Raw genomic sequence first — 21,458 nt, forward strand, 5'->3', positions numbered from 1 at the left:
AAACTTCATGTTGGATTATTCATGTGAGAATTATAAGAATGAAGAAGCATTATATATCGAAAAATGAAACTCTATTTTTTCTTTGAAAGAGGATGTATTACGTTTTATATTCACTGTGTAATGACATCTTATTATTTTGTTGAGAAGTGTTCTTTTACAAAGAATTTCGAAAAGGATAATACATCATCAAAATCATAGAACATATTATAAGTTACGGCTACTAAATAATCAGCTTCCACAAAAACAAGACACATAACAGGAGCCTCTGATATAATATCAATAATCGCATAGTCCTGTTTTTTTAATTCTTCTATTTTTGAGGTTATGGGGGCATGACTCTTTATATTAGATAGAATATTGATTTCTATAGAGTAATATTGTATATTTTTCTTTGATTTATTTGGGACTTTAATGAGATAATGCTTACAACAATATCCGATCTTAGCCAACTCTGTCTGTTCGTTCACATTATTACAAAAAGCGTTTAAAATAGGAGAGATTATGTATTTATGAGACGAGACAAATAAAGCAGTATCTTTGGAATTAGTATCCTCATAGACAATATTATTATCCCAACAATAATTGAAATTTTCAAGTACCTTATATGAAAACTTATCAGATATACTATCGCTACAGATTGCAGCAGCATGAAGATATGCACACATACAAAATATAGTACATAGTATATATTTTATGTTACACATAAATCTTATCTCCTTTTTATACTAACTTCTTTATAAAAATTCGCTTTAATATTGGGTGGAGTAGCATATTCAATTTCTATATAAAGTTTTTTATAAAAAACTAATTCAGAAATTGCACTATCCGCATCAACTTGAGTTGACCCCGATAATTCTTTTACTTGATCTTTAAACTCACTAAAACTTCCTATTATTTCAACGCACCCTGCTGCTCCCCATCCAATATGAGTAAGATCTTCAGGACCAGCGTGAATGTAAAAGTTCCTTTTAGAACTATTGCACCATTATGTTGAGAATATGTATTATGTACCTCATAGGCTTTTTTATATTCTGGTGCAGGCTGCCTATTGAGCTTATGCAAGCCACTATTAACCCATCCAATTGTTTTATAAGAACTAAAATTTGGTGGGTTATAATACGGCATGAAGCGTAATGCTTTCCATGTATATTTTACACTTTGACCTTTATCATCAGTACCTTTGATATAGACATAATATACAGGGACTCCATAGAGCTCTATTTTGCTATTCTTATCCATATCACTGCATGGATAAGATTTTGCATAATAGGTATCCCCAGTTTTTGTACCAGAAATAATAATATCCACATCTCGGAGTTTCATATAAGTAAAGATTTCAATAATAAGACATATAATTTCAGCAACACATGACCCTGATAAATGATTTACAGATGGGCATAACTATGCCCATCTGTAAATTTAAAATTATTCAATACTATTCTTGATGATATTCGCTTTCCCAAATAGCATCTTCCGGATTATCGCCTTTATGACCGGCAAGCTGTATCACGAAGCTTTTTGCCGGGAAATACGGTGTGATGTGGATGTCAAGAAGCACACGGTCTTTCTGATTCGGGTCTTGTTCAATCTTCATAACCTTGAAGCGTTCGATGAGTTTGTTCGGTCCCATTACACTATCGAGGAATTTCACAACCTGACCACGTAAATCTGCTTCCGTGCGAGTAGTCCAATTTTCAAATGCCCGACGGTTCAGGAAGTCAATCAGTACCTTCGTTATATAGTCGAATACACGAACTACGGAGTAGGTCTGCAAGCCAAGATTATCTCCATTAAATAATGTCTTGGCGGAGAAAGCCATAACCTTGCTGTACTCGTTCACCATCGGCACAAGCCCCATACGTTCAAGCTCTGAAATCTCGCTCTTGCGAAGGTCGAAGCGTACACTTTCTACTTCATTAAGTCCACCAAATTTCTTTCCGGCTACTACCTGAGACATTAAGGTGTTGTATATTTTTCCAGCAAGTGAAGAAGATGGCGGAATATAAAGATTTTCTTCTTCTCCAACGCTTTCCTCTCTTTGACGACCAAGCAACCAGTTACAGGTCATAATAGTATTCGATTTGAACACATCTCCACTCGTATGATTGGCATTGAAGAATATATCTACTACATCGTCCGGAGTTTCAAGGTCTTGGAAGTCTGTAACAAGAAAAACCTTGTTCTCGTATGCCATTTTAGACCACTTATCCAAAATGGCATTTGAGCCTATATATCCAGGAACGACAAGCAAGGAGTAGTTGCGACGCAGGTCAAGACGGTCAAAATTCTGTTTGAGTTCGTTGCTAATGTGGTCAGCGAAAATGGTATTGTCCAAATCCTGAAGCTGCTCCATGGTCGCATTGACAATGGTGACATTCTTCACCTTATCACTTTCCGTGTTCTTGTAAAAGAACGCAATAGTGCGATATGCGCTTTCAAGTTCCCGTGTCCTGGCAAGAGCATTCTTCAAGTTATGATTAAGAAGGTTCTCGGCGTTTTCTGCGGTTTCTTTGGCCTTGTCCCGCATTTGTTCGGCAGTGTCATTCTCACGTAAGAGTTTGAGCCATACGCTTAAGCGATTAACCAAGGCCTTACGTTCATTTTCCCACTGTTCATCCGTGAGGAAGATGTTGCGACGGGCCTTTCGTGCCGGATTAAGATTGGAATACCCATCTATGATATTTTCAAGAAAAGCGAAGCCACCAAATTCTTTGAGTTTGTCTATTGCCGATGCAGATGACTTTTGCGCCTGTTGTGATACGACTTTCTGTGAGGTTGTCGTACTGGCTGTCTGTTGTTGAGTTTCCTGCTTCATCTTAGTAAAAGATTAAAGTTCTACTTTCTTTTGATTTGCCAGAATCTCCTCGATTGATGATTCAATCACGTCCATAATGGCATTTTTGACTTCCGGATTTTCAAGTGCTTTCTGTAAAGCGCGGTTGGAAGTAAGCTGGCGAGTTATTCTGACACCCTGCTCTTTCTCAATGTCAAGTTTACTCAAGAAATCACTCTTCTCTTTAATCTTCTTGGCTCCGAAGTCTCCAAGTCCGGTGAATGTCATGATTTCCTTGATTTCATTACCTTCCGCATCCACGTGGCATAAGTCAACTGTTGGTTCAAAACGTTGGAACACATCTTCAATGGTTTCCAAACCATACACGCTTTCCGGAGCCGCAGGAGCTTCATCTGTCAGTTTTTGAACTATCAAAGTTCGGTTGGAGGGGATTTCCGCGATGGATTCGTTCGCATCGACTTTTACTTCGTTGCCTCCAATTCCATAATTGTAGATTGCCATAGAATTTACTTTTTAATATCATACTTTTTTTATAGCTCTCTTTTGGTTTTGTGACCGTGCGCAATATATGAATTATTTCTGAAACCGTCAAATTTTTAGGAGCATTTTATTGGCATCTAACAAGGAAAAGAGTATATTTGCGAAATAGAATAAAATAAAAGAATAGTATGACTTACCTGAAAATGCCATTACAATTGCAATCGGCTGTTGCCAAGAAATTGCAAAGGTGTTCCTATCAGGAATCGATAGCCCAACACATCATGCTACTGATTCTTTCTCACCATGGGGAAGTTATCGGCCGAGAAGACTTTGGTTCCATGATATGGGACCTTGAGTTCAACCAACTTGTGAAAATCAGCGATTGGGAGGAAGGAGTAAAAAACTCCTTAATAAAAACGATAGAGAAATATGAAAAGAGACTACGGAATGTAGATGTGAACGTCACCCTTTTGGAAATAGAAGAAGAAAATATAGATAAAGTATCTCATATCCGAAGAAAGGCACAAATAACGGTGACCGGAATAATGGATAGAACCAACGAGAAATTCAGTTTTAACACCTCATTATATATAAGCCCTTTATCACAATAATCGAACTATGTCAGACAAGAAACAAATCGCAATAAAGGAACGAATATTAAAGCAGGCTATGGAGTTTTGGGGTGTATCCGATATACGCGATATGGACCCCGTGATAGATTTGCTGCTTGAAGTTTTTGCCCATGAGTCCAACAAGCTGCATCAAGAAATAGATCAGTCCGATTCACGGATACTTCACCGCCTGTCCAGAATACTCATAGGAAACAAATGGTCGCTGCCAAAGCCGGCCCATGCGCTTATGACTATTACCCCCAATCATGGGGAATGTTGCGAACTTGATGCCGAAGATCATTTTTATGCAGAGAAAAACATATTTGGCAAAGGGGATATTCAAGTCTTTATAACCCCTTTGTTTTCCTATAAACTGGTTGATGCAAAAGTCAAAGCAATCGCATACAACGATAGTATAAGGCATTCAACCGATAGCTTTAGCACTCCAACACGCTTCCTTGGCCCTAAAAACCGGATAGCGGATTATTGCGTCTGGGTCGGGCTGGATGTGTCTAAAGAAGTCCTGCAAAAAATGGACTCTGTAATGTTTTGTATCAAGCCTTCCGATATGGGGTTGCTTCCGTTTATGAATATGGCTTTCTTCTATGACTGCACAGGAAACCGATTGAATGCAAAAACAGGCCTTCATGTTGAAGATCCATATAGTAATGCGCACTACTTTGATGAAATCCGCGATTTTTATAGTGACCTATATTTTAATGTGGGTATAAAAGATGCTTCCAAAGAGAAACATACCTACCGAGAAATGTTTCCCGGTTATGTGGCCGACTGCGAGGTCCCGGATGACTCTGAGAATCTCTTTTGGGTCAAGATAGTCTTTCCTGAAATATTCACGAAAGAAAGTCTTGAAAATCTGGAAGTATATTTGAACACATTTCCGGTTGTAAACAGACAAATCGTTTACAAACAGCATAATTTCCGTTCCACCGGACGAATTATACCCCTGAAATGTCCGGGCCGTACACAATTCTTGAACATACGCTCGTTTCAAGACAACAAAGGCCGGGAATATGTAAACCGACTGAACCAGTATGAGGAAAATCCGACAGGTATATTCAGCCTGTATTTTGGCGACCTTGAACGATTTGATTCGGACAGTGCCCGCTCATTAATTTCAAAAGTGTTACAATTAATGAAAGAAGACGGGAGTGCTTTTGCTTCAATGAATCCGGATGCACTTTCGACGCAGCTCAAAGAGTTGTTCAACAAGATAAATGATATAGAGAAAGGATTGGAGGCCACGCTAAAAGGAGATAACAAAATAAAGGCCTTTGTTTTAAGTGTCCCACAAAAGGATGCGACCAATGCCGAGATAAAATATTGGGTGACTTCCGGATCTCTGGCGAACGGTTTCAATGAACGCACACTGATACAGCAATTCAACATAGAAAAATATGACGCTTCAGGCATCATGTTGCGCACTTGTATGCAAGGAGGAACAACGCATGATAGCGAACAGGAACTTATTAATAGTTTAAGGTATGGTCTGTTGTCCCGGGAACGGATTATATCTAAAGAAGACATCAAAAGCTACTTGTTTCACAAGCTGGGAAAACATGTTGAATCAGTCGAAGTCGGTAATGGCGTAGCTATATCTCCTGACAGCAAAAAAGGATTAATCAGAGTGACAGAGGTCAAGATAAAACTTGGACAATTTGATAAAGATGAAATTCCCAATCTGGAAGAATTGGCCCATTATCTTGAAAAAGATTTGACTGAACGCTCTGTATGTAATTCAAACTATAAAATCAAATTCGTATGAATGATAGCAATTATAGTCCAAGTTTGGTGTCTGCCCTTAAGATAGCAAGAGGAATGGCACTTCAAGACAAGCATAACACGTTCGGCGTGTCACATCTTGTCATGGCCATGTTTGCAGAAAACACGGGTCTAAAAGAAATTTTATCCTCGATGCAGAAGGATGTCGGCTACATAATGGAATGGTTTGACACCCACCGCGAAATGTATAGGTCCAGTGGCACTTCCACAGAAGAAGTGGAGCCTGACGAAGAAGTGTCAAAAGTCTTGGATGAGTCCGAACGGTCTAAAATTAAATTAGGAGCGGATTCCATAGACTCCATCTGTGTGTTTACCGCCATATTGCGTGAAGGTGTCGTATATTCGCATCAGCAGATAGAGATACTGGATGTTTCGGAAGATGACATATTGTCCCACTACAATGCCCTTACCCCGTTGCATTCTTATCAAGGAGAGGAAATGCAGATAACAGCAAGCGTTCCTTATGCCGACAACCTAAAAAAGCAAGAAACCATCAATGCCGGTGGCTTTGTCGTCGGTAGGGAAAAAGAGGTCCGTACTATTTTAGAATGCCTCGAACGCTCAGAGAACAAGGGCATACTGATTGTCGGTGAATCCGGTATCGGGAAGAGTTCCATCATCAACGCCTTTGTCAAAGATATCTGTGAGAATGAAGACGAGATGTTAAAGCAAATATCTATTGTCGGACTCAATACGGCAAAACTGCTCGCATCAACCTCGTCTGAAACGGAGATAGCACAAAAAGTTGTCAATCTGATGCACAAGCTCAACCAATTGGAACAAGCTGTGCTGGTGATTGATGATTTACAGGTCCTTTTGGAGAACAGCGTATCAGGCAAAGCATCCACACTCATCAACATATTAAGTGCACAAATCAGCGAGGGAGCCGCAAATCTTGTTCTCACACTCACGAACGATTCTTACCGGAAGAACATCGAAAAGCATCCGATAGAAGGGCGTCTTGATATCATAAAGATTGAAGAACTGGATACGGCTACACTTGAAAGTGCCATACAATTACATAAAAAAAGGATTGAAAACTATTACGAGCTGAGAATTTCAGATGCGTGTATTAAAGATTCAATCGCACTCTCCAAACGATATTTTAAGGAACGCAGCCTGCCATCTGCCGCCATCGACCTGCTTGACAGAACCGCTGCTGCCGTCCGGCTATGCAATAAGAATGCACGAGCCAGTGTTTCTGATTTGGAAGCGGATTTTGAGGAAATAAAGAGTCTCGACGAAAAAATATCTGAAGGGCCGCTTTACTTACTATACCGTTCTGTATTCAGCAAAATCAGTGTCGTATTGACCACCAAACTGTCAGACAACTATGTATGGGATAAAGAAGATGACATCGCGATAAAAGCAGGACGTTTGTCGGGCATCATCAAAGAATTAAAGGCACTATCCGACCAGTCTATTGAAGAGATACGCTCTTCGGAAATAGAGGCGATTGTAGCGGAGTGCACCAATATACCTATCGGAAAAATACAAGCCCGCGAGAAGGACCGACTTTTGAGCATCGAGAGCAAATTGCAAGAACGGGTCAAAGGACAGAACCGGGCTATTACGACTTTATCAGATGCCATTATAGAATCACGCAGCGGACTGAGTGACCCCAAGAAGCCTATAGGTTCATTCTTCTTCCTTGGCCCTACCGGAACGGGAAAAACAGAACTCACAAAATCACTGGCCGAGTTACTGTTTGATGACGAATCAGCCATGATCAGATTTGACATGTCCGAGTTCAAGGAAGAACATTCGGCTGCATTGCTGTATGGTGCACCTCCGGGATATGTAGGATATGAGGAAGGTGGTTTACTGGTCACTCAAATCAGACAGAAACCTTATTCGGTAGTGTTATTCGATGAGATTGAGAAAGCCCATAGCAGCGTTTATGATGTTTTCCTGCAAATGATGGATGAAGGCAAAATACATGATAAACTGGGCCGGGAAGGAGATTTTTCAAATTCCATAATCATTTTCACATCCAATATCGGAAGCCAGTGGATTGTGGAACAAATACAATCCGGACATACTCCTGATTCCGGAAAGCTCATCGAGGTTATGGCACAGTATTTCCGACCTGAATTTTTGGGACGTCTCACCGAGGTGGTTCCGTTTGCGCCAATAGATGAAAATGTCGCCAAACAGATATTCAACCTCCATTTTGGAAGATTGCAAGAACAACTGATGAAACAGAAAAACATCCAGTTGAATTTGTCGGATGAAGCATTGCAACATCTGGCAAACAAAGGGTATTCTCCCAAATACGGCGCACGTCCGATAGCAGGAGTCATAAGAACTTATATCAAGAAGTCCGTATCTCGTCTGATTGTCTCTGAGCAAATCAAGTCGGGTGACAACATCGTCATAAACTATCGAAACGGTGAACTGATATGGGAACAATGTTAGCGCAAAAGAAACCCTTGGAAAGCATCCAACGAAGTCAGGCAATAAATTTTGTCGCAGAAATCTTTTATGATGAACTTCAATTTATTCTTGACCGGCGGCTGTTGGACCATACTATGGTTAATTGCCATGGTATGAACAGTCGTGTGAAATCCAGAGATGTATTAAGTGTTTCGGTACAGCATATCGCGGCGACAAATGCCGACAAAGAATATATATTGCTGAATCTGGCAAGAAACAGCATCTATCATCAATTGCCGGAATTACTATTTCATCCATTGGTGCTTAGCACACCGGGCATGAGCAACAAGGAGATAGTTGAAGCCATCCGAGCCAATGAAAAACAGGATAAAGAGCTTATACAATTCTTTGCACCCTTTGATACAGAGTTTTTCAAAGAAAAGGTCCGTATCAATAACCGCCATCTGAATTTCTTTTCAGACCCGGACTCCAAGAAGAACTTCATCAAGATGATTGAAGTTATGGAAAATGTCGAACTATCCATTACTTCCCATCAGAAATATAAGCTGTTCCTATTCCTCTGCAATGCAGAACGGTATAAAGAGAACCTGCCTGCTATCGAGCAACTGCTTCTTATCGTTTTGGGATTGAAGGTGAAACTGCGACTGGAAGTCCATGAGATTGATGAAACGGTTTACCTTTCCGTCGGTTCCGGATGTGTCGGACAGACATTAGGCCTTAATGGTCTAATGATAAGCGAAACCGATGATTTGACGGCGACAATCATCCTTGATACTCCGACAGATGACTATGAGGAGGTAAAAACGCATCTATCCAATGTCCGCCGGATACTTGAATTTTTCATCCTTTCAACAAGAAATATCGAAGTTGATTATCTGGTACGTGGAGAAACGGATTTTATACTCGGAGAAAACCGATTAGGATATAATATGAACTTATGAAAAATCTAATAATATGAAGATATTGCTATATTTCTTTGCACGTTATTTATTGGCTCCATTATTTGTAGCCGTGATGATATTTGTCTTGACTGGAATAAAAACGATCAAGAGCAAACTTAGCCTGAAGAAATTAATCATATTCATTCTTCTGGCTTCCATTGCCGTCGCTTTACCCAGCCTGTTCGGTTTCCTAAAAAACGAATACGTCTGGGGAGGCTTGACATTCACGATATTGTCCTATATCCTCCTTGGAGCATTGTTCTGCAAACTGTCAACCTCCGATTTGTTCGGAGCAATCGGTATTGGCAGTTCCCGAACAGCGGTCATTCTCACTCTAACCACAATATGCGCTTTAGGCGGATGGTGCTACTATCTGCTGTTTGAACTGATAAGCAAGCTACCTTATTCGCTATGGAACACAACAAATATCCTGTGGTTTGCAATCCCATATCTGATTATGTACAGCAGAACCCTGTTCCTGGACATCCCGCACCCGATATATACCCCATGGGAATTGAGCTATGGTACCTTTGACCGGAAATATTGGGACAACATAGACAACTTCGGCTTCCGAACGGTCAAAGTTAAGATCAAACGGAATATAAAAGACCCGACATACGCTTCGTTGGTTGTCCGCCTGCCCAATGAAATATCTCTTGGGAATTGGTTCAATTGGGTTATCGAAGACCAAAACAGGCGTTTCCCCCAAAACAAGATTGAAACAGAGAAGGAAGATATGCAAATCGGATGGATGTTCTATACCTCAAAATGGTTTAACTTCCCGTTGTTCATAAGAATACTTGACCCCACTCTGACGAGTGAGGGCAATAAGATTAAGAATAATCAAACGATATATATCCGACGTGTACAAGTAGAAACAAAAACATCATAATATATGAAAACACTAACATATTTGCCTGTAAACTGGGTCAATGGTCTGAAGCTGACCAGCCAGCATTTCTTTGCAAACCAGTATTGCCAAACGGAAGCTCTCAACCGCGAAGCAGGAAGGAGTCTGACCAGTTATAACTATGGTCTTGGAGAGGTCCTTGAAGGGATAGGTGACAATCTTGAAATAGAGATTTCAGGTGATACCATGTCCACTCTCTGTGTCCGCCTGAAAAGCTGCAACGCTATCACCAAAGGCGGTCTGCCCATCGTTTATTACGACGGTTTATACGGGGATGAGAAACCCTGTGCAACCATTTCAGAATCCGGTCTGCAAGCCGAGGACAGCGAGTATATGGTACTAATATCCGTAGATCCGTATCACTTGATACCTGTCGGTGAACCGGACCCGGAAGAGGTGCCTTTGCATCACCCGTATGTCTTGCCGAGCATAAAACTCCATATCGTTCCCAAAAACCAAGTCAACAAATCTTTCTACAGCCAGAATTTTTTGCTGGTGGCAGAGGTATGCAGACAAGGGAATACCTATAAAATCAATCATCAATATATTCCACCGGTACAACATTCCGCTTGCCACGATGGGATTAAAACATTCATTTCCCAATTGGCACGTACCCTACAGTCGATAAAAGAAGACGTGAAACTCATTTACAGCAGGAATGTTGCTGACAAGCGTAGAGATACGCTTGCCAATAATACATTTGAGCTGTGTAAGGCTTTCTCGGCCTTTTACAACTCAAGAATCTTCTTTATCGAACAAATCGCCTTAGAGCAACCGCCGATATATCTTGTGCAGGCCGTGAATGAGCTTGCAAACGGTCTGAACTCCGCTCTTCAAAGTCTTTCCGAAACGGAAAGAGAACAATTGCTCCAATATTTCTATGAGTGGACCAATGTCACACCCTCTGAATTTATCACGAAGATAGAGAGCCTAACCAAGCTTATGTATGACCATACCAATATAAACCAGTCATTGCAGACGGCAGGGGCATTTGTGACACTGCTCAGCAATATGTTCCACAAAATGAGTGAACTGGAATACATCGGAATGGTTCGTGAGAATATTATAGTAGGAGACGAAAGTCACGAAACAATAGAGGCTCAAAAGAAACGATCATGGTCGTTTATAGGTTGAGCGATTAAATCATAGCAAGTATGGAAGCAGAAAACAAAATAGCTCGTTTGAAAGCGAAACTCCGATTTACTTTGGTATTCGCTATCGCACTGATTGTTACCACAACCGGAGGTATCGTAACGATTGTGACTGCACAAAAGGGAATATCCCTTCTTGAAAGCAAGAAGGCCGAATATGACAATGTGTTCAAGAAACAGGCAGAACTTAACTTCCAGATAGAAGAATTGTTCCGGGACTTGAACAATCTGAAGACCAAGCGGCGAAATTCGAGTGAACACAAGCACATGCAAAAATTGATAACCAAAAAACGGTTATTAATGGAAAATGACATTGCAATGCAGGCCGATAAAAGCAAGTACGAAGTGTATAAAGCTATGCTTGAACAGATCCGTGTCATCCAATCATCAATGGATGACCTTGACCGCGAAAGCAAAAAGCGTGAAAGCAACATGGAGCAACTTGAAAAGTGTAGAATCAAATATCAGGAATTAACCAAGAATAAACTGACGAAGCCATGACAAAAGACGAAATGCTATGGGGAAACATCCGTTTCCTCCTGCTGCTGATTTTCTCAGTAGCCGCAATTTATATCATACTTTGCCGGTATATACTCAACGTACCGACAGAGGACAGTTCGGAGTTGATAAACGAAATCAACCATTCCGAACGCATTTTTGAAATCCAGCATACACATATGCAGCAAGCGCAGAACATCTGGAATGAGATTGACTCTCTGGACTTCAACATTCATCAAGTACAAAAGATGGACGAGGTGAAGGATGGGATTTACCAATTGCAGCATATATACAAGGAAAACAATATGAATACGAAATTCCTTTTCGGCGTGTTGTCCTCCAGAATGCTTAAATGCCAATTCGACATAAAAGAGGAATTGAACAGTCTGGTACATAACAATGCACTGATTGAACGGGATTTGGAAGAATGTAAAGCCAATTTATAAAACATTCGCGATGGATAATAAGAAAACTATAACAATCATCATATTGGGACTGGTTGCCATAGCAGGTATCCTTTTGTTTTTGTTCCTGCCTTCGAAGTCGCACCTTGCCAATATTGACTTTTATGTGTATGACACCAATGATAATTTTCATTATGAGGTCAATGAGCGGTTGGAGCTATTAGTCAACGATACGGCAGCGATTAAAGGCAAACGGCTCATATGGGAAATGGGAAACGGTGATACACTGATGAGAAATACGGATGTGTCATACACTTACCGTAAGGCCGGCAAATATCTTATTACTTTGAAAATAGACGGAAAACACTCCGTAAACAAGTATATCAAAGTTATCTCAGGGCTGGAGCATGAGGCCATTGATTCCATACCCCGTATAAATGGAGTGTCAGAGGGTTATCAAGGTGAAGAGCTGGTCTTTTCGGCAGAAGGCTATGGTATGGACACATGGCTATGGGAATTTGGAGAAAGCGGTACTGTGGACGCATACGAGCAGCAAGTCGTGTATTCGTATGATATTCCGGGAGAATACACCATCTCATTACAAACCAATACGACGAAATATCCGGTGAAGCACCGTATAACCATTCTCCCACGCTTTGAAAAAGCAGAGGAACTGGTCACGGTGGATTCGTTGGTACTGGTACAGAATGATATAAAAAAACACTTGCAAGCCATAGCTGACGCCAAAGTCTCACAAAAGTCGGTCTATTACGAACATACGAATTATATCCGTAACAAATATTTTTGCATTGATGCAGACCAGGTAGTGGTCGTCATCAATGATGAAAAATACAATGATTTCAACGGCTATTGCCAAGGACTGCATTTTCTTGAAAGCAACAGGAAAAAGCGTGTGAGTATTGATGATGTGAAAATTGACGATTTGAATTGCGTCAAGTCCATCCATGTGACACAAAGTTATATTGAAAAATGAAACAACTGAATCTCATACGAAATCTGTTTTCTGTGGCCGTGATGATTACTCTTGCGTGCAACGTATCTGCCCAAGTGTCCATCCGCGACAGAATACAAATAATGGATAGGGATATATTCAATTATCCGGAATTAACAGAAGCTCCTGTCAAAACAAAGAAAAGCAAGACAAACAGAATTGTCTATTCGGACAGGACCGGAAATCAAAGTTATGAAGACCCGTATTTCCAACGTAAGCGGTCTTCACACGGGATTGGCACACCCTATTACATAGTAGGTGAAAAGAACGGAACCTACAAGCTCGTTCAGGCTGACCCAGACATTACAGGCAAGCCCAAGTCGATAATAGGTTTCCTGTATAACAGCAAGAGACACTTTAAGGAACCCCGTAAAGTCAATTATGCCGGATGGATACCATCGGAAAATGTACTGATGTACGACCATGCCCGTATCAATCCCCGCAACAACCAGCCGATAAGGTACCGTATAGGCATAAACAGCATTAACAAGCTGTTCGATATCCATCAATTCTTCAATGGAGATACCCTGAAAATATATGGAGAGCCGTTTTTGAAAACAACAACGGATGCGGTAGTTGTCAGCGGAGAGGTTGTTTACCTATACAAGTTGGACAAGAGCGGCAAATCCGCATTGATTTCCAATGTTCCCGCATTATCAGACAGTACCAAACGCTTTTTAGGGTGGGTTCCCGCTGACCTTCTTGCAGAAGTCGGCCAAAATGAGGTGTATCATATTGATTATTCACGATACCGTGATTCTTTGTTGTGTGCTGTCAACCTAATGTATCCCGATACGTTGGCATTACATAATGCGAATATTCAGGGTACGATGTTGTTCAACCTGGATGGAAACCCGGCAGGGCCTATAACGAATGGGAATATCCGGCTGAACTATCCTTTGTCCGTCTGGGACAAGAACTGGAATAAGATCATCAATATCAAAGGCGGAGACATCATGGTTTCCGATGTCCGAAAGATGGAAGCGGAAAACAAAAACGTGAACATACATGTACTGTTCAATGATGCCGACCTGCCTTATCTATCCCCATATATCAATGTGCTACAGAACCTAAAGCTGAAAATGAAGCCCGGATATGACTACACTTTCTCGGCAACTTGCATATCCTCCAACGGAGAAAACAGACATTTGGCCCCAACCAAGGACTTTTCAGCCTGGCTCGACTATATCAAACAATCCATTTCTTCCAAACGGAAAAACGAGCAAGAGGAACAATCATCGTTTTACGGTTTTGGCGGGGCTATCAAACAAATCTCCCGTTATGATGACGAAAGCCGTTTCAGCAACAATGTATTTGTCATTTTAGGGTCAAAACAAACTTTATCCTTGCACGAGCAACAACTCTCGTGGCTGGCAACCCAACCGGCAAGGCTTCTGTTTGCCCAGATAGACAGAGCATCAGGCACTTCTTATCAGGACTTCCTATTGCAGGCCAAATCCATTCTGGACAGCCATTCTACGAAATACATAGACCATATATCCAATTATATCGCAGACAGCAGACTGGTAAAGACGGAGCTGTTCAAGAACATAGAAGCTACGGATGCCAACTTATACCTGTACGATGCTCCATACAACAGCCTTACGGTAGGAGGAATCTTATTCCCTAAAGGTAGAAACAGACTGGAAAGCAACGCTTTGGAAACAGCCTTGGATTCCGTATTATGGCAATCTTTCGAAACGGACAGCCTACTGTTGCACTCACTTAAAGATTATGAGCGAAATATAGGTGTCCTAAGAAGCCGTCCCACATCCGAACTGACGCATATATTCCATCATACGGAAAATCCTGACAGTATGAGCCTTGACGATATAGATAGAAACAGCGTGAATGACACCTACTATATAAAGGCCTCCGTAGCGGACAGTATAATGGACGGGTACGAATATGGATATCTACTCGATGACAAGGAAGTGATGGAACTGCTGCAAAGCTACAGGGGACTGCTCCCGGAGTTCTCAGATAACATAGGGAAAAAGGAGCTAAGAGTGCTTCGCAAGCAATTTAACCGGCAAAAGAAAAGCATAAACAGAAGTTTCTATCGAAAAGTATTGCCCAGAAATCCATATTTGGCTCAAATCTTCTATTGTAAGACGGGAGTCATGGCCAATGACAGCCTTTTAAATTCAACAAAGGTGAAGAAACTAAAGAAAAGAAAGGTTGAACTGACGGACTTTAATAGTGGCTATACAGCCCTAATTTCAAAGATGAAGAGACTGGAAGACATGTATCAACGCAACCTTTTCAGACCTGTATTCATCGCCGGCAAGAAATATTATTTTATTCCGAAACAATTAATACTGTAAATAAAATGGAACCAACAAGAGAACAACTACAGGCAGAGATTCTTGAAATCCTATATCAGAAGTGCCTCCAGAAGCCAATATGGGTATCTTGTGCAGAAATATTTTGGAGCATCAGCAACCTCAAGGTATCAGAACGGAGTGTCAAGGACGTTCTTGACTGGCTGGTAAAAAACGACCTTGTAATTTATCAAGCGGATAAATACCAGATTGCCAAGCGCGAATTTATGGATATATCAAGACGTAAGGCTCTTGAGAAAAAAGAGACCGAAGAAAATGCCGAAGTCCGGACTGTAGAGTATGGAACATCCATTCCGCCTCACACGATGAACCATCATCCATGGCTTGAACGAGAGTACCAACAACCTGTCGCGAAATCATCAAACACAATGTTTGCCATCATAGCATTAATAGCCTTTCTGATCAGCGGCACACTTGTTGGCATACTCCTGTTCAACAGCTTCGCAACGGAACAGCGCAATAATGCAGAACTGACATACCTTCCGGACAGCATACAAGTTCCCTCGTTACAGGTAAGCACGCCCGGATATATCCGTGACGCATATACGACCAACCGCAACTTCAAGAACATCCAAAATTCGCTGGAGACACAGCAACGGATTAATGCTGAACTTATGGATATCTGCAAGGCACAACAATCCCAGATTAATATACTGACAACTTGCTCCAAACAACAAGCGGCGGACATCGAACATTTGGAAAAGGAACGGAAGATCTATACATGGATGATTGCCCTTGCACTCCTGGTATTAAGTTCATTGCTCATCTGCCGATATGGACGTAAGAATTAGGATATACGCAAACATTCAGACTGCATAGTCAATCTGCTAACGGTATCTGCCACTTTCATGCGGTGGATACCGTTTTTCTGCATTCCGGCAGCAGTTTACTTTCCGACGGTTTCGTCCGTTCCTGATGAAACTTCTTCTACAAGTGTTATTGTACAATGCCAGGAATCAATTTAATAGCGACACATCATCAACGGGGCGTGTTTCTAATCATATAGGACAGTGGCTTTATACACGAACATTAGTTTAAAACGTGTTAAAATGAAAATAACAGCAAAAAAACGCGCTAAAAAATTTGGAAAAATGAATATAAGCACTTATATTTGCTCACATCAAAGATGATGTTTTATTTTCTTCTCTTTTTCCCACAATAAAACTGAGTCATCCGGAGGCTGAGAGGAAATTTCAAAAAATCGTTTTTGAGGTTTTCTCTTTTTTGCATCTATACCGGTTAGGGCGCAAGGACGGAGAAACCGAAGTAAAATAATTAAGTTTAACCCATTAAATCCAAGTATTATGGCATTTAGAGCATCATTGGAACTTAACAACAAGGAATTTGACGTCCTTTATTCAAACTATGAGTTTAGTCGTAACACGGACCCTAAAGGTATGCCCTCTTCAAGCGTATTGGGTGGTAGAGTAAAAGCAACCATCGAATCAACAGAAGACACTTCGGTCATCGAAGCGATGTTGAACAGTCCTTTCAAACCTGTAGAAGGAAAGATTATCTACAAAAAAACGGAGGAAGATGCCAAGATGAAGGAGATCCAGTTCAAGAACGCATACATCGTTCACTACTCGGAAACTCTGGACGCGAACAACGATGTGCCTATGACAATCACCATTACGTTCTCCGCTGAAGAAATCATCGTCGGCAGCGCAGCTCTTGACAACCGTTGGCCGAAGAAATAAATCGGCGTACATAGGTAAATCCTAAATCAAAACATTTGTCAGGCCGTCCGACGGACTTCCGCCGGGCGGCTTTGGCAATTTGGATATAAACCGTCAAATATAATGCCGCCATGCTGGAACAAAAAAAAGTCACATTGGAAATAGCCGGCATACCCATGCCGTCGTTTGTGCAGTTGATGCTCAAACAGAGCATCAATGAGCATCACTACTTTGAGATAACACTGGATATCCAAGCCATAGAAGCCTATGGCGTAGAAATCCCGGAGGCGTCAAAAGACTGGGTTGGGAAAAAAGTAATCATGGACTTCGGCGGCACTGTTTTTGTCGGCGTGGCCACCATGGTGGGACTTCATCGTTCCGGTGGAACACACGGAAATATAAAAGTGACGGGATATTCGTCAACATTCCTACTGGAGTCAGACCACACTTGTGCCTCATGGTGCAACAAATCCTTGTCTGACATCGTTAAGGAACTTACAGACAAGGCAGGAGTGCAAGCTCTTGTCAATCCGGAAACGAAATCGAAGCTGGAATACGAATGCCAGTACGAGGAAACCAACTTCAGATTCATACAACGGCTTGCCCGCCAATATCAGGAATGGCTCTACTACGACGGACAGAACCTTGTATTCGGGAAGCCACAGGCCGGCTCGACGACCAAGCTGACATACGGCGAGGAACTATCCGTGCTCGATGTCTGCTCGCAGACACTTGCCCGACCAATAAAGGGAAGTTCTTACCATTCGGTGAACGACCAGACCTATAACGGTCAATCCCCCGATACCGCAGCCGGACAAAACACATTGGGACAAGCGGCCTTTGACTCGTCATTGGCTTTGTTTACCGCTCCCGCTGTCCAACGGGCGGAACCGCGCATAACCAATAAGGGTGAACTTGACGCCTATTTCCAACGCAGGCAGCAAAGCGACAGCGCCGCATCCAGTTTCATCACCGGGGAAAGCGATTGCCGCATCCTTACGGTGGGCAGTATCATAGATGTTCATACCGCTATCCATACAGGAATAGGTATCCACGTAAAAAATAGCATCGGCACCTATATCATTACGGAAATAACCCACGTAGCCGGTATGGGTGACAGTTACCAGAACTATTTCACCGCACTTCCGTCCTCTATTCCCACCCTTCCATGCCCGGATGTACCTCTGCCTGTCGCTCATACACAGCAGGCCGTGGTTGTCAGCAACGAGGACCCGAAAAAGTTAGGCCGCGTCCAAGTCAAGATGAACTGGCAGACCGGTCCGATGCAAACCTCGTGGATACGGGTACTCACTCCTGACGCAGGTACAAGCGACAAAGTGGCCACAAACAGAGGATTTGTATTCATACCCGAAAAGGGAGACCAAGTCATGGTGGCATTCAGATATGATGACCCGAACCGTCCGTTTGTACTTGGCAGCTTATTCCATGGAAAGTCAGGCACCGGTGGCGGCAGTTCAAACAAAACAAAAAGCCTGACTACCCGCAGCGGTTGTACCATAACGCTTGATGATGAAAAAGGAAGCGTTATGATGAAAGACAAGGAAGGCAACAGCTATACGGCAGACGGAGAAGGAAATATCACAATATCTGCCTCTAAAAGCATCACCTTGTGTGTTGGAGAAAACAAAATAATGATTGATAGCGAAGGCAATATATCATCTAATGCGGAAAAGGACATAACAGAGTCCGCGGGTGCCAATATTGCGCAATCGGCAGAAAATATTGATTGTACAGCAAGCAGCAATTATAATATCTCCAGTACTGATTTTACAGCAACCGGCAGCAGCAGTGCCACGGTCAGCGGTACAACAAAGGCTACGATAGATTCTTCCGGAACCACAGCCGTAGCCGGAACTATTGTTAAATTGAATTAACAGCATATGAGCAACGCCATACAACAAATAGCAGACAAGATGCTCTACCAATGGGAAGATGCAGTCAGGAAACCGGTCAAGTTGATCCGTATCGTCATCAATCCGGGAGACGAAAGTATGCTTGATGCTTTCTATGACTATATGCTTGCCCTTGATAGCGAAGAGGAAGATATGGTGTTCCTCATAGAACTTCCGTTCAGTTCCAGAACCGATTTCTCAAAAGATGTTGTAGGGTATATTGCACAACAAGTAGAATACTGGAATAACTCAAAGAAACCCGAAGATATTGTCTTTGAACGTGTTGATTGGATAGCTGATTATAAGTCGGAAGAAGCGGAAAACGATGCCTCTGTCGCAGTTGCCAACTTCAACAAGCTGACAGAATCCCTTGTAAAAGGGACTGATATGAAATGCAGTTTTGTCTTTAACCTAAAGAACACATACGACTATGACGGATGTCGTGAATGGTTTGAAAAGGCTCTTGCTCTGCCATTCCACAAGCAAATGGTATGGGGGATATCCGACATAAAAGACTATGAACAGTTTGGCAAACTAATGGCCAAACACTCCAATGACGCGGTGTCTATTTATCCGCCAATAGATTTAGACGGTGCAATGGAGCAACTCGCGGAACAAGCGGCGAATGAAGATAAGAGCGACCCGGCAGCCTCGAATTTCAGGCTGGCATTAATCAAACTGATGAACAGTGTGAAAAAAGGGAACGCAGCGCAAACAGAGGAATTTGCGAAGAAATGCCTCGATATCGCTCTCGAAAATGTGAAGAAAGACATTAACTGGATCAGTCAATTTGTAACCGTATATACAATTCTATATACAGACCAGATTTCCCGTAAGGACTACAAGACGGCCATGTACTTTGCCGACAAAGCCGTAGAAGCCGCTGAAATCGGGGAAGAAAAATTAGATCCCTCTTTAGCTTGCCGATTGCTCGGAAACACCTTATTGGGGAAAGCCTCCATCTATGTACGGGAGTCGCTTTGGAAAGAAGCGGCAGAGACGTACTATCGCGGTGCTGAAGCATACTCCAGATGCAACGATTACCTAATGCAAAGTGAAGCATTGAGGCTGTGTGGTTGGTGCCGGGAAAATAATTATGAGAAATCGTTAGCTGCGGAATGTTATGTGGAAGGTTTCAGACTTTCAGACAAACTTTCCATAGACCTGATAAAGAACTCCTCTTATCCTCTCCTGTTATTAAGCCTGCTAAACAGTTCGGCACGCTCCAAGCTGGTCAGTGACGATGAAATAAATGAAGTTCTGACCAAAGTGTTAGGAGATAACTGGGAGAATTATTTGTATGAGTATAAAAGAAATTTAGGAAAATACAATGGAATGGCTGACCAACATATTGCGAAATCTTGAAGGGCTGTTCACTAATGCAACCGAATATGCCTATGCGAACCCTAAAGTGGGGTACTTAGTAGTAATCTTTCTGCTATTGGTTTGGCTTGTCGGACTGATATTCGACTGGAAATGGACATACGCCAGACCCGGAAGCTGGGGAGGAAATTTCTTTCTTGACTTATTGGGTCCAACCGGATTCCGATTTTGGCTCGGTGTAATTATTGTGATTGCCATTGTTGCATCTGCCTATTTGTATTTTCGAGTTAAATAACGATAAAAACTGACAGTTATGGCGGACACAGGCTATTTCGACAGCGTAAGTGCTAACCTAAAGACCGGCGTAGGTGCGCAGGTGAAGGGTATCTCGGAAGGCGTCAAGGCGAACTCCGATGCCGGAGTGTCACCGTCCGTCAATGCCCTCGACACGGGTGTCAAGGCGGCAGCCGCCATCGGCGGCCTTGCCGACGGTCTGAGCGAAGCCGCGATGCTCCCCGTACTGGGTGCCATGGGCATGAAGGGCATGGCCTGCCTGCCTATCTCCAAGCAGCTCGACCCTGTCATCGGCGTGGACATCCACCTCGTGACGATACCCCCGTCCCCCGTCGTGCCCATGCCTCACCCTTATGTCGGGGTTCTCCTCCGTCCGCAGGACTTCATCGCGGCGGCGGTCTCCTCGTTCATCCCCCCGCCACCGACAGCGGAACAGACGGGCGACGCCGACAGCGCGAAGCTCGCCGAAGTGGGCCACACCGTGCTGACGATGGCCGTCGGGATGCTGGGCGCCACCGTCAAGATAGGCGGCTTCATCCCCCGCGCGGTCGCATCCACACCCACGCGGAGCATCCCGCACATCCCCATGGGCGCAGGCTGGGCGGCCCCTTCAGCGGCGATACCCAAGAACAACGGCCACGCCTTCATGGGCAGCCTGACGGTACTTGCCGACGGGATGCCCTTCTCGGGCGGCGGCGCGCACCTGCACCTTGACTGCAACGACGTGGGCATACCGAGCGTGCACAAGGTTCCGGGCATGTTCCTGCCCACGGGTGTCATCAACCCGATACCTCCCGCCAGGCAGATACTCACCAGCCCGGTTCCCGTCCCCCTCAACCCCATGGCGGCACTGGCCCGCAAATGCACGGGGGCGTTCGGGCGTTTCTACAAGAAAAAGACCAGGAA

18 protein-coding genes and 2 pseudogenes are annotated in these 21,458 nt (G+C 42.9%); 16 read left to right on the forward strand and 4 right to left on the reverse strand.

The window, feature by feature from the left end; translation table 11 throughout:
• Window positions 1-131: 131 nt before the first annotated feature.
• From DXD04_RS10110 to DXD04_RS10125, 4 genes and pseudogenes are all read right to left on the reverse strand, one after another.
• Window positions 132-704, reverse strand: a complete 573-nt coding sequence (locus tag DXD04_RS10110) for a hypothetical protein (protein WP_004310154.1) — start codon at window positions 702-704, stop codon at window positions 132-134.
• A 5-nt stretch (window positions 705-709) separates the two neighbouring features.
• A pseudogene (locus DXD04_RS10115) lies at window positions 710-1,323 on the reverse strand (hypothetical protein).
• Window positions 1,324-1,435: 112 nt separating this feature from the next.
• Window positions 1,436-2,815 (reverse strand): DUF5458 family protein, encoded by a 1,380-nt coding sequence (locus tag DXD04_RS10120; protein ID WP_004310152.1) that lies wholly within the window; start codon window positions 2,813-2,815, stop codon window positions 1,436-1,438.
• 12 nt (window positions 2,816-2,827) lie between these two features.
• The gene (locus DXD04_RS10125; RefSeq protein WP_004310151.1) at window positions 2,828-3,295 is read right to left on the reverse strand and encodes a hypothetical protein; all 468 of its coding nucleotides are present in this window, start codon (window positions 3,293-3,295) and stop codon (window positions 2,828-2,830) included.
• Window positions 3,296-3,462: 167 nt separating this feature from the next.
• Here DXD04_RS10125 and DXD04_RS10130 point away from each other — a divergent pair, with 167 nt between their 5' ends.
• The 16 genes and pseudogenes from DXD04_RS10130 to DXD04_RS10205 all read left to right on the forward strand — a co-directional run.
• The gene (locus tag DXD04_RS10130; protein ID WP_004310150.1) at window positions 3,463-3,885 is read left to right on the forward strand and encodes a GPW/gp25 family protein; all 423 of its coding nucleotides are present in this window, start codon (window positions 3,463-3,465) and stop codon (window positions 3,883-3,885) included.
• 7 nt (window positions 3,886-3,892) lie between these two features.
• Complete coding sequence (locus tag DXD04_RS10135) at window positions 3,893-5,668, forward strand: type VI secretion system baseplate subunit TssF (protein ID WP_004322083.1); 1,776 nt, start codon at window positions 3,893-3,895, stop codon at window positions 5,666-5,668.
• Window positions 5,665-8,103: an AAA family ATPase gene (locus DXD04_RS10140; protein WP_011203024.1), complete on the forward strand. Its 2,439-nt coding sequence runs from the start codon at window positions 5,665-5,667 to the stop codon at window positions 8,101-8,103. Before DXD04_RS10135 ends, DXD04_RS10140 begins: the two co-directional genes overlap by 4 nt.
• Window positions 8,088-9,023, forward strand: coding sequence for a hypothetical protein (locus tag DXD04_RS10145; protein WP_005777320.1), 936 nt, complete (start codon window positions 8,088-8,090; stop codon window positions 9,021-9,023). The genes DXD04_RS10140 and DXD04_RS10145 overlap by 16 nt, the downstream gene beginning before the upstream one ends.
• A gap of 13 nt (window positions 9,024-9,036) precedes the next feature.
• Complete coding sequence (locus DXD04_RS10150) at window positions 9,037-9,915, forward strand: TssN family type VI secretion system protein (RefSeq protein WP_004322089.1); 879 nt, start codon at window positions 9,037-9,039, stop codon at window positions 9,913-9,915.
• A 3-nt stretch (window positions 9,916-9,918) separates the two neighbouring features.
• A complete protein-coding gene (locus DXD04_RS10155) occupies window positions 9,919-11,067 on the forward strand; it encodes a hypothetical protein (RefSeq protein WP_004310145.1) in 1,149 nt (382 codons plus the stop codon).
• A 20-nt stretch (window positions 11,068-11,087) separates the two neighbouring features.
• Window positions 11,088-11,585, forward strand: coding sequence for a hypothetical protein (locus DXD04_RS10160; protein WP_005777317.1), 498 nt, complete (start codon window positions 11,088-11,090; stop codon window positions 11,583-11,585).
• Window positions 11,582-12,028, forward strand: a complete 447-nt coding sequence (tssO, locus tag DXD04_RS10165; protein ID WP_004310143.1) for a type VI secretion system TssO — start codon at window positions 11,582-11,584, stop codon at window positions 12,026-12,028. Before DXD04_RS10160 ends, tssO begins: the two co-directional genes overlap by 4 nt.
• A gap of 10 nt (window positions 12,029-12,038) precedes the next feature.
• The gene (locus DXD04_RS10170) at window positions 12,039-12,980 is read left to right on the forward strand and encodes a PKD domain-containing protein (RefSeq protein WP_065762683.1); all 942 of its coding nucleotides are present in this window, start codon (window positions 12,039-12,041) and stop codon (window positions 12,978-12,980) included.
• Window positions 12,977-15,325: a type VI secretion system protein TssR domain-containing protein gene (tssR, locus tag DXD04_RS10175; RefSeq protein ID WP_117673041.1), complete on the forward strand. Its 2,349-nt coding sequence runs from the start codon at window positions 12,977-12,979 to the stop codon at window positions 15,323-15,325. The genes DXD04_RS10170 and tssR overlap by 4 nt, the downstream gene beginning before the upstream one ends.
• A 5-nt stretch (window positions 15,326-15,330) precedes the next feature.
• The gene (locus tag DXD04_RS10180) at window positions 15,331-16,134 is read left to right on the forward strand and encodes a DUF5457 domain-containing protein (protein WP_117673043.1); all 804 of its coding nucleotides are present in this window, start codon (window positions 15,331-15,333) and stop codon (window positions 16,132-16,134) included.
• A 513-nt stretch (window positions 16,135-16,647) separates the two neighbouring features.
• On the forward strand, window positions 16,648-17,043 hold the full coding sequence (gene tssD / locus DXD04_RS10185; protein WP_004310139.1) for a type VI secretion system tube protein TssD: 396 nt from the start codon (window positions 16,648-16,650) through the stop codon (window positions 17,041-17,043).
• A gap of 110 nt (window positions 17,044-17,153) precedes the next feature.
• Entirely contained in the window at window positions 17,154-18,917 is a 1,764-nt protein-coding gene (locus tag DXD04_RS10190) for a type VI secretion system Vgr family protein (RefSeq protein ID WP_117673045.1), read from the forward strand.
• A gap of 6 nt (window positions 18,918-18,923) precedes the next feature.
• Window positions 18,924-20,300, forward strand: a complete 1,377-nt coding sequence (locus DXD04_RS10195) for a hypothetical protein (protein ID WP_178267254.1) — start codon at window positions 18,924-18,926, stop codon at window positions 20,298-20,300.
• Window positions 20,266-20,553, forward strand: coding sequence for an immunity 17 family protein (locus DXD04_RS10200; protein ID WP_004314530.1), 288 nt, complete (start codon window positions 20,266-20,268; stop codon window positions 20,551-20,553). Before DXD04_RS10195 ends, DXD04_RS10200 begins: the two co-directional genes overlap by 35 nt.
• An 18-nt stretch (window positions 20,554-20,571) precedes the next feature.
• Window positions 20,572-21,458: pseudogene (locus DXD04_RS10205) on the forward strand (DUF6531 domain-containing protein); the annotation flags it as partial.

The sequence above is a fragment of the Phocaeicola plebeius genome (assembly GCF_003437535.1).
Taxonomy (GTDB): domain Bacteria; phylum Bacteroidota; class Bacteroidia; order Bacteroidales; family Bacteroidaceae; genus Phocaeicola; species Phocaeicola plebeius_A.